Source organism: Micromonospora yasonensis (assembly GCF_026013475.1).
GTDB classification, from domain to species: domain Bacteria; phylum Actinomycetota; class Actinomycetes; order Mycobacteriales; family Micromonosporaceae; genus Micromonospora; species Micromonospora yasonensis.
On record NZ_JAPDPH010000252.1, the window covers coordinates 1 to 9,636 of the forward strand.

The following is a 9,636-nucleotide window of genomic DNA, read 5'->3' on the forward strand; positions in this document are numbered from 1 at the left end:
GACCAGGCGAAGCGGATGCTCGGCGTCACCACGTACCCCGTCCGCACCGGCGCGGACCGGGCGATGCGGGCGGTGGCCGAGCGGATGGGGGTGGGGCACACCTTCCACGCCACCCCGGTGGGCGTGCACATCGGCCGGCCCGGCGAGCGGGTGGCCGACCCGTACTTCGGCGGGGCCGGCCCGGAGCGGACCGGCTGCCGCCACTGCGGCTCCTGCATGACCGGATGCCGGCACGGCGCGAAGAACACCCTGGTCAAGAACTATCTCTGGCTGGCCGAGCGGCTGGGCGTCCAGGTCCACCCGCTGACCACGGTGACCGCGGTCCGCCCGGTGGCCGACGGCGGGTACGCGGTGCACACCGAACGCACCGGCGCCTGGCTGCGCAAGCGCCGCCAGGTGATCCACGCCGACCAGGTGGTCTTCGCCGCCGGCGCGCTCGGCACCCAGCGGCTGCTGCACGAGATGCGGGCCACCGGCGCGCTGCCCCGGCTGTCGCCCCGGCTCGGCGAGCTGACCCGGACCAACTCGGAGGCGATCCTCGGCGCCTCGGTCGGGTGGCGGCAGGCCCGGCAGCGCGGGCTCGACTTCACCGAGGGGGTGGCGATCACCAGTTCGTTCCACCCCGATCCACAGACCCACATCGAGCCGGTCCGGTACGGCAAGGGCTCCAACGCGATGGGGCTGCTCCAATCGCTGCTGGTCGACGGCGGTCCGCACCGGGTCCGGCGTTGGCTGGCCGGCATCGTCCGGCAACCCGGGCTGGCCGCCCGGATGCTCTCCGTCCGCAACTGGTCCCAGCGGACCGTGATCGCCCTGGTCATGCAGTCGGTGGACAACTCGCTCACCACCCGTCTGCGGCGCGGCCCGCTCGGCCGGCGGCTGATCTCCGGTCCGGGCCACGGCGCGCCCAACCCGACCTGGATCCCGGCCGGCAACCAGGCGGTCCGGCTGCTCGCCGAGGAGATCGACGGCACCCCGGGCGGCGCGCTCACCGAGCCGTTCAACATCCCGCTGACCGCGCACATCCTCGGCGGGGCGGTGATCGGCGACAGTCCCGAGCGCGGCGTGATCGACCCGTACCACCGGGTCTACGGGCACCCCGGGCTGCACGTGGTGGACGGGGCGGCGGTGTCGGCGAACCTGGGCGTCAACCCGTCGCTGACGATCACCGCCCAGGCCGAGCGGGCGATGTCGTGCTGGCCCAACAAGGGTGAGGCGGATCCCCGGCCGTCGCTCGGTGCGCCGTACCGCCGGGTCGACCCGGTCCCGCCCCGGGAGCCGGCCGTCCCGGCGCACGCCCCGGCCGCGCTGCGGTGAAAGGAGGGGCCCGTGCGCCACCGGAGGCGTTGAGAAGGGCCCTGTTAACAGGCTCACGCCGGCACGCCGCCGGCCCGGGTCCGTCCGGGCGGTGACTGTCGGTAGGCTTGCTGCACATGAGCACGCCTCGCCCTGTCCTCGTGGTGGACTTCGGAGCCCAGTACGCCCAGCTCATCGCCCGCCGCGTCCGCGAGGCGAAGGTCTACTCGGAGATCGTCCCGCATTCCATGCCGGTGTCCGAGATGCTGGCCAAGAACCCGGCCGCGATCATCCTGTCCGGCGGCCCGTCCAGCGTCTACGCGCCGGGCGCCCCGCAGATCGACGCCGGGATGTTCGACTCCGGGGTGCCGGTCTTCGGCATCTGCTACGGCTTCCAGGCGATGGCCCAGGCCCTCGGTGGCACCGTGGCCCACACCGGCAGCCGGGAGTACGGCGGCACCCCGCTGCACGCCCGCGCGGCGGCCGGCGTGCTGCTCCGTGACCTGCCGGACGACCTGCCGGTCTGGATGAGCCACGGCGACTGTGTCACCGAGGCCCCGGCCGGCTTCACCGTCACCGCCGAGTCGGCGGGTGCGCCGGTGGCCGCGTTCGAGGACCTGACCGGCCGGCGGGCCGGCGTGCAGTTCCACCCGGAGGTCGGGCACACCGCGCACGGCCAGGAGATGCTCGCCCGCTTCCTGTACGACATCGCCGGGATCGAGCCCACCTGGACGCCCGAGAACATCATCGACGACCAGGTGGCCCGGATCCGGGAGCAGGTCGGCGACAAGGAGGTCCTCTGCGCCCTCTCCGGCGGCGTCGACTCCGCGGTCGCCGCGGCGCTGGTGCACAAGGCCGTCGGCGACCAGCTCACCTGCGTCTTCGTCGACCACGGCCTGCTCCGCGCCGGCGAGGCCGAGCAGGTGGAGAAGGACTACGTGGCCGCCACCGGCATCCGGCTCAAGGTGGTCGACGCCCGGGAGCGGTTCCTCGGGGCGCTGGCCGGGGTGACCGACCCGGAGCAGAAGCGCAAGATCATCGGCCGGGAGTTCATCCGCGTCTTCGAGGCCGCCGCCCGGGAGGTCGCCTCGCACGGCGACGTCGAGTTCCTGGTGCAGGGCACCCTCTACCCGGACGTGGTGGAGTCCGGTGGCGGCACCGGGACCGCCAACATCAAGAGCCACCACAACGTCGGCGGCCTGCCGGAGGACCTGAAGTTCGCCCTGGTCGAGCCGCTGCGGACGCTCTTCAAGGACGAGGTCCGCACGATCGGCCTGGAGCTGGGCCTGCCCGAGGCGATGATCTGGCGGCACCCGTTCCCGGGCCCCGGGCTGGCCATCCGGATCATCGGCGCGGTGGACGAGGAACGGCTCGCGGTGCTCCGCAAGGCCGACCTGATCGCCCGGCAGGAACTCAGCGCCGCCGGGCTGGATCGGGATGTCTGGCAGTTCCCGGTGGTGCTGCTGGCCGACGTGCGCAGTGTCGGCGTGCAGGGTGACGGGCGCAGCTACGGGCATCCCGTGGTGCTGCGCCCGGTCTCCAGCGAGGACGCGATGACCGCCGACTGGTCGCGGCTGCCGTACGAGGTGGTGGCCCGGATCTCCACCCGGATCACCAACGAGGTCGCCGAGGTCAACCGGGTGGTCCTGGACGTGACCAGCAAGCCCCCGGGCACCATCGAGTGGGAGTGAGCCCGGCTCACGCCGCCGGCGGCGTCGGCGGCTGAGGCGCCGGCCGGGGTGCCGGCTCCGGCGTCGGCCCGGGCTGCGGCACCGGCCCCGGCTGGGGCGGTCGGGTCCCGGTGGGGGTGGTGGCCGGCGGGGCCGGCGGCCAGCCGGGCGCGGTGCCGGCCGGGTGCGGCCAGGCCGGCGCGCCCGCCGGCTCCTCCGGCATCAGGAACCACATGATCGGGTACGCCAGCGCGGCGAGCCCGCCGGTGAGCAGGGTGGCGACGGCGAACACCACCCGGACCAGGGTGGGATCGACGGCGAAGTAGCGCCCGACGCCGCTGGCCACACCGGCGATCATCCGGTCCGTGACGGGGCGGCGGAGCTGCTTGTACGGGGCCTGAGGGGTGCTCATGGAGGTCATGGATCCACGGTCCCGCGCGGTGCGGCCGTCGCCCTCGGTGACCGCCCGGACTCCTACCCTGACCCATCCCTGAGGCGCCAGAAAAGAGTCAGGAATCTGACTCTTTTCGATGGAGGTAACCGGTGCCGGGGAGAATTTCCTCCCGTGACCACCTCACTGGAGCCGCTCCGCAGGATCGCGGCATACGCAGTTTGTGCTGATTCAGCCGGCCGAGTGTTGCTGGTCCGCGCATCGGAGCGGTCCGGCACCCCCGGCACCTGGTCGCTCCCCGGCGGGGCGGTCGACCACGGTGAGGACCCCAACCACACGGTCGTGCGCGAGACCGCGGCGGAGACCGGCCTCTCGGTCGCCGTGTCCGGCCTCCAGGACGTCATCGCCGACATGCGGGCCCTGCCCGAGCGCGGCATCACGATCCACACCGACCGCCTGCTCTACACCGTCTCGGTCCGGGGTGGCACGCTCACCGAGCGGGTCGACCGGCCCACCGACCTGGCCCGGTGGTTCACCCTCGACGAGGCCCGGGAGCTGCCGCTGCGGTCGTTCACCGCACGCGCCCTGGGCCTGCCCACCTCCACCGACGACATCGTGCCGGAGGAGGTGCCGGAGTTCCCCTCGTTCTACGCGGTCCCCGGCCCGGACGGGCTGCACCGCGCGCAGCGCTTCGCCGCGTACGCCGTGGTGACCGACCCGGACGAGCGGGTGCTGCTCACCCGGGTCTCCGACGGGTACCCGGGCGCCGGCTGCTGGCACCTGCCCGGCGGCGGCACCGACTACGGCGAGCAGCCCGGGGCCGCGCTGATCCGGGAGCTGGTCGAGGAGACCGGGCAGACCGGCCGGTTGGTCGAGCTGCTCGGGGTGGCCAGCCACCGGGACGCCGCCTCGCTCGGGCCGGAGGGCTACCCGATCGACTGGCACGGCGTACGCGCCTTCTACCGGGTGGTCGTCGACCAGCCGGCCCCGCCGACGGTGGCCGACGTGGGCGGCTCCACCTGCGAGGCCCGTTGGTTCCGCCGCGAGGAACTCGGCGCCCTGCCCACCGACCGCCTGACCGAGGTCACCGCCGAAGCCGTCCACGCCGCCCAACTCATCTGACCCAGGCACCCCCCGTAACGCTGCCGCTAACCTCATGATCGACGCATGCGGGGCGAGCGGGACGACGAGGGGTGTGGGGTGGAGGAGCGGCGGCGGATCGGGGCGTACGGGATCCTGCGGGACGACCGTGGGCGGGTGCTGCTGGCCCGGGGATCGGCCGCCTGCCCGTATCCGGGTGTCTGGCAGCTCCCCGGCGGCGGGCTGGCGCACGCGGAGCATCCCGCCGCGGCCGTGGTGCGGGAGTTCGCCGAGGAGACCGGACTGACCGTCGAGGTGGACGGCATCCGCGCGGCCGTCGCCGACGTGGCCGTCTTCCGGGAGGCCGGCGTCGCGTTGCACACCGATCGGCTGGTGTTCGACGTCGTGACGCGGGGTGGTGCGCTGCGGCCGGAGCCGGCCGGCGGCAGTGACGGGCTGGGCTGGTTCACGCCCGACGAGGCGGGGCTCCTACCGCTGATGCCGTTCACCGCCGAGCTGCTCGGGCTGCCCGTGACGCCCCTGTCGGCGGACCTGCCCCGGGCCCTCCCGCCCGCACAGGCGGGCCCACCACCGACCGACAGCCGTCAGCGCTTCGCCGCGTACGGGCTGGTCACCGACCCGGCCGACCGGGTGCTGCTCACGATGATCGCCGACGGCTACCCGGGGGCCGGGAAGTGGCACCTGCCCGGCGGTGGCACCGACCACGGCGAGCAGCCGGCCGCCGGGCTGCTCCGCGAGCTGGTGGAGGAGGCCGGCCAGCTCGGCCGGGTGGTCGAGCTGTTGGCCGTGGACAACCTGCACAACCCGGCGGCGCTCGGCCCGGAGGGGCGACCGCTGGACTGGCACGGGGTCCGGGTCATCTACCGGGTACGCGTCGACGCCCCCACCGAGGCGGTGGTGACCGAGCTGGCCGGTGGTTCCACCGCCCGGGCCGCCTGGTTCGCTCCGGAACAGGTCGGCGCGCTGCCGATGACCGACGTCGCGGCGCTGGCAACCGGGCGGCGGAGCCGGTAGCACTCGTCGAGCCGGCAGGGGGTACCTCCGGTACAGTCGAGAGCTGGGCTTGGCGGGCGGAAAACGGGCGATGGAGCCCGAGATGGGAACAAGTGAGCGGTTCGGCGCGGTTAAGAGAGATATAAGTACCGCCGGCAGCTATCGCCAAGTCCCTATCCCCTGTGCAATGGTGTACTCCGCAAAACGGGCTGCCGGATCCGAAAGGTCCGGCACGAGACAGCCGGACGTCCGCCCCCGTGGCGGCCAACCGATCCGGTGATGGAGGAAGCGTGCCGAGAGCCCCATGGCGCCGGCGTCGTACGACTGACAGTCCGCGCCCCGCAGGGCGTCGCTGGGCGGGCAGGTTGCGCCGCAGCAGCACGTTCGCCCGCCAGGTGCTGCTGGTCCGGGTAGGCCGCCGGGACGGTGCCGGCGTACCCGGGAGCGATCTGGTCACCCCCGACCACCGCTGGACCGACCGCCAGCGTCGCCGCTACGGGCGGTTCGACGCCGAGGTCGAGGCGGTGATGCCGGTCAGCCCGGCGTTGGCCCCCGCCGCGCCGGTCGACGAGGCGCCGGCGATGGCGATCCCGCTCCTGCCGGGTGAGCGGACGGCCGTCCGTCGGGCGAAGTTCGCCCTGGTCAACGCCTGCACCCTGAGCAGCCTGATGCTCGGCATGCTGGCGATCTTCCTGGCCATGCAGGGCGAGGTGCGGTCCGCCGCGTTCTGCCTGATCGCCTGCGTCGCGTTCGACGGCCTGGACGGGGCGCTCGCCCGCAAGCTCGGCGTGGCCAGCCCGTTCGGCGCCCAGATGGACTCGCTGGCCGACATGTGCTCGTTCGGCCTCGCCGCCCCGGTCGTGGTCTACGCCTCGCTGGCCGGTTCGGTCCCGGCGGCGGCCGCCGCGGTCGCCTGCGCCCTGGTCGCGGCCTGCGCCGCGATCCGGCTCGCCCGGTTCAACGTCTCGCCGAAGGACGGCCGGTTCTTCTGCGGCGTGCCGACCACCATGGCGGCGGCCGTGCTGGCCCTGACCGTGGCGATCGGGCTGCCGGTCTCCGGCCTGGTGATGGTCGGCGGGGTGGCGTTGCTCGCCTTCGCCATGGTCTCCAGCTTCCCGTACGCGAAGCTGGCCCGGCTGCTGAAGCTGCCGCCGTGGCTCTGGCTGGCGCCGGTGGTCGGCGCGCTGATCGACATCCGGCTCACCTTCGCCCTCGTGGTGGTGGGCTACCTGGTCAGCGGCCCGGTGCTCTGGCTGCACCAGCGCCGGGCCGCCTGATCCGACCGCAACGAGAAGGGGCGCCGCGACGAGCGGCGCCCCTTCTTCGTGTCCGTCGGGGTCAGACCCAGCGGGCGATCACCGTCGAGCCGCCGACCACCTTGTCGCCCGGGCCGACCAGCGGCTCGGCCGCCTCCGCCGGCAGGTAGACGTCGGTACGCGAGCCGAACCGGATCAGGCCGAAGCGCTCACCGCGGGCCAGCAGCGCGCCGACCGGCGCCCGCTGCACGATCCGCCGGGCGATCAGGCCGGTCCGCTGCGCCACCACCACCGTGCCGTGGTCGGTCTCCAGCACCGTGTACGCCGCCACGTTGTGCTCGGCGTCCGGCTTCATGGCGTTGACGAAGCCGCCGTCCGCGACGAAGTAGTCGACCACCTTGCCGGCCACCGGCGACCGGTTGACGTGCACGTCCAGCACGGAGAGGAAGACCGCGATCCGCAGCCACTCCCCGTCGCCGAAGCGCTCGTCGTGCAGCCGCTGGACCGAGAGGACCTGGCCGTCCGCCGCGGCGACCACGGCCGACGGGTCCTCCGGGACGTCCCGCTCCGGGTCCCGGAAGAACGCGGCCACCGGCGCCGCGGCCAGCGTCGGCAGCAGCCAGAGCTTCGACTTCGGCCGGGTGACCTTGGCCAGCGCGGCCAGGCCGAGGGCGATGCCGGCCGCCGCGACCCCGTTCGAGTCGAGGTGCATGTTCCGGGTCAGCGGCACACTCGACGGCCGGTACGCCGGGGAGAGGTGGGCGGCCAGCGCCGCGCCGGCCGGGGTGAAGCGGAGGTGGTGCACCCGTACCGGCGGGGAGTTGCGCAGCACCAGGTCGGTGCGGACCCCGTGCAGCACGCCCTGCCGGTCCAGTTCGGCGCCGGCGCCCTCGGTGCGGAACACCGGCGCGGCCACGCTGAGCACCGCTCCCTCGGTGAGGTACTTCGTCAGTCCGTCGACGGCCGCCCGGGCCTCGTCGCCGGTGCCGGTGAACGGCTCGGCGCCGATGACCACCTCGGCGGCGTCCGCCTCGGCCAGCGTGTCGGCGACCCGTACCCGGTCGGCGACCCAGCGGCCCTGGGCCGTGACGTGCTCGCGCAGCGCCGCCGCGGAGGAGTCCGCCGCCGGCACGACGGTGAGCCGGTCGCCGGGGAGCAGCGCCTCGATCGCCGCGGCGAGCACCGCGGAGTCCGGGGTCGCGCCGACCAGCAGGCCGGCCTTCGGGTCGTTGCGCCGGGCGAGCTCGGAGACGAGGGTACGGGCGGCGCGCTCGCCGAGGCGGACCGGACCGGACGGGCCGGGGGTGCGCACGGCGGGGGACTGGGTCATGTCGGACGGGCTCCTGACGGGGTGACGACGGGGACGCGGCGGGACCGCCACGGCGTGCCCTGGCCGGCCGGGGCCGCGGCGGGACCCGGCGACCGGGAGCGCGGGTGGCCGGCCGGCGGAGGTGAGGTCTCCGCCAGCCAGCATATGCGCCGTCCGCGGCGCGCCGCATCGCCGTGGCTCAGCCGCCCGGGCCTGCCTCCGGCACCGGCAGTTCCCGGGTCGGCGGCTCGACGTCCCCGGTACGGTCCGCCTCCGGCACCGGCAGCTCCCGGGTCGCGTCGACCTGACCTGCCGGTTCGCCGGTCGGCGGTGCGGCCACGTCCGCGCCTTCCGGCGGAGCGAACGGGGACCAGCGCGGCTCGCCGACGGACGCAGCGGCCTCCCCGGCCGTGCCCCGGTCGTCGGCGACGGCGTCCGTGGCCCACTCGTCGGCTTCGGGGGCGGTGGGCACGCCGGTGGTCGGCGTGCCGTCCACGTAGGGCGCCGCCACGGTGGCCTCCGGCCGCTGGTCGACGGGCTCCCGATGGGCGTGCCGCCCCGAGCGCAGCGCGCCGACGAGCCCGAGCAGTCCGATCAGGAGGAGCGCGCCGGCCAGGAACCAGCCCACCGGGGGCAGGGTGAGGCCGAGGATCCGGGCGAGCAGCCACCAGACCGCGAGGGCCAGGAAGGTCAGTCCGAAGGAGAAGGATACGAGGTCGGTGCGGTGCGCCTTCACCGGGTCACCTCCAGATCTCCGGCGTTCACCCGGATGAGCAGTCGCAGGGTGCCGCCGCCCCGGCCGTCCGCGCCGAGGTCGGTGCTCTCCCACTGGGGGCGGTTCAGCCCGCCCGTGCGCCGGCCGAAGACGGTGGCGTCGCCCGCGTTCACGTCGGCCACCGTGGTGACGTCGACGTTCGGCGGTACGACCACCGTGGCCTTGCCGAAGTTGACCTCCACGGTGATCTGGGTGTCCTTCTTGTCGAAGTCGACCGCGCGCAGGTCGAGCACCGCGTCCCCGAAGTTGTTCTGGTAGCGGGTCGCCAGCTCCTGATAGCTGGGCGGGGCCCAGGTGACGTTGCCGTCGATCCCGCGTACCCGGTCGTAGGACTCGGCGACCGTGGCGATGCCGAGCGCCGACGCGGTCACCAGACCGAGGGCGATCAGCCAGCGGGCCCGGCCGAACCAGGTGCCGACCAGCAGTCCGAGCCCGATGGTGGCCAGCGCGGCGGCGAAGTACCCGGCCGCCCCGACGGAGAAGACGTCGAGCAGGTCGAGCACGCCCACCGCGCCCAGCGCCAGGAAGATCAGCGAGAAGGTCACCGCGCCCAGGGCGGAGCGCTCCTTCGGCCGCTTCGGGGCGCGTACCGGCCGGGCCGGGGCCGGGGCCGGGGCCGGCGGGTACGGTCCGGCGTACGGGCCGTGCGGCGCGAACGGCGGCCGGTATCCGCCCGGCGGCGGCGCTGCGCCCACCGGGGCCGGCGGCGGTACGGAGACCGGCTCGCCGACCGGGGCGCCCGTCGTCGGCCCGCCCGGCCAGGCCGGGGCGGCGTGCTCGGTCCACACCCCGCCGGGACGCCCGCCGGAGACGGGCTCGGCCGGGTACCCGGCCGGCTGGGCCGG

At 74.7% G+C, this 9,636-nt stretch carries 8 protein-coding genes and 1 pseudogene; 5 read left to right on the top strand and 4 right to left on the bottom strand.

Features of this window, described 5'->3' with window-relative positions:
- Both ONA70_RS31495 and guaA read left to right on the top strand, forming a co-directional pair.
- The coding region (locus tag ONA70_RS31495; RefSeq protein WP_265010130.1) for a GMC oxidoreductase at positions 1–1,317 on the top strand (1,317 nt) is incomplete at its 5' end.
- 116 nt (positions 1,318–1,433) lie between these two features.
- Complete coding sequence (gene guaA / locus ONA70_RS31500) at positions 1,434–2,987, top strand: glutamine-hydrolyzing GMP synthase (protein WP_265010131.1); 1,554 nt, start codon at positions 1,434–1,436, stop codon at positions 2,985–2,987.
- 7 nt (positions 2,988–2,994) lie between these two features.
- Here the strand turns inward: guaA and ONA70_RS31505 are convergent, their stop codons facing one another.
- Complete coding sequence (locus ONA70_RS31505; RefSeq protein WP_265010132.1) at positions 2,995–3,387, bottom strand: PspC domain-containing protein; 393 nt, start codon at positions 3,385–3,387, stop codon at positions 2,995–2,997.
- Between the two features lie 144 nt (positions 3,388–3,531).
- On the opposite strand from ONA70_RS31505, the gene ONA70_RS31510 reads away from it, so the two are divergent.
- The 3 genes from ONA70_RS31510 (at position 3,532) to ONA70_RS31520 (ending at position 6,728) form a co-directional block, all read left to right on the top strand.
- A complete protein-coding gene (locus tag ONA70_RS31510) occupies positions 3,532–4,479 on the top strand; it encodes an NUDIX domain-containing protein (protein ID WP_265010133.1) in 948 nt (315 codons plus the stop codon).
- Positions 4,480–4,557: 78 nt separating this feature from the next.
- Positions 4,558–5,472, top strand: a complete 915-nt coding sequence (locus tag ONA70_RS31515; protein ID WP_265010137.1) for an NUDIX hydrolase — start codon at positions 4,558–4,560, stop codon at positions 5,470–5,472.
- 344 nt (positions 5,473–5,816) lie between these two features.
- Positions 5,817–6,728 carry a CDP-alcohol phosphatidyltransferase family protein gene (locus ONA70_RS31520; RefSeq protein WP_265010134.1) on the top strand — a complete coding sequence of 304 codons (912 nt, stop codon included), beginning with the start codon at positions 5,817–5,819 and terminating at the stop codon, positions 6,726–6,728.
- Between the two features lie 61 nt (positions 6,729–6,789).
- Here ONA70_RS31520 and ONA70_RS31525 read toward each other — a convergent pair whose 3' ends face one another.
- The 3 genes and pseudogenes from ONA70_RS31525 to ONA70_RS31535 all read right to left on the bottom strand — a co-directional run.
- Complete coding sequence (locus ONA70_RS31525) at positions 6,790–8,037, bottom strand: phosphatidylserine decarboxylase (RefSeq protein ID WP_265010135.1); 1,248 nt, start codon at positions 8,035–8,037, stop codon at positions 6,790–6,792.
- A 463-nt stretch (positions 8,038–8,500) separates the two neighbouring features.
- Positions 8,501–8,752: pseudogene (locus ONA70_RS31530) on the bottom strand (hypothetical protein); the annotation flags it as partial.
- Positions 8,749–9,636: cell wall-active antibiotics response protein (locus ONA70_RS31535; protein ID WP_265010136.1), on the bottom strand; the 888-nt coding region annotated here is incomplete at its 5' end. The pseudogene ONA70_RS31530 and the gene ONA70_RS31535, both read right to left, overlap by 4 nt.

What these genes read in the sequence shown, in the direction of transcription:
- guaA (WP_265010131.1), top strand. Translation starts at nt 1,434, where the DNA reads ATGAGCACGCCTCGCCCTGTCCTCGTGGTGGACTTCGGAGCCCAGTAC.
- ONA70_RS31505 (WP_265010132.1), bottom strand. Translation starts at nt 3,387, where the DNA reads ATGACCTCCATGAGCACCCCTCAGGCCCCGTACAAGCAGCTCCGCCGC.
- ONA70_RS31525 (WP_265010135.1), bottom strand. Translation starts at nt 8,037, where the DNA reads ATGACCCAGTCCCCCGCCGTGCGCACCCCCGGCCCGTCCGGTCCGGTC.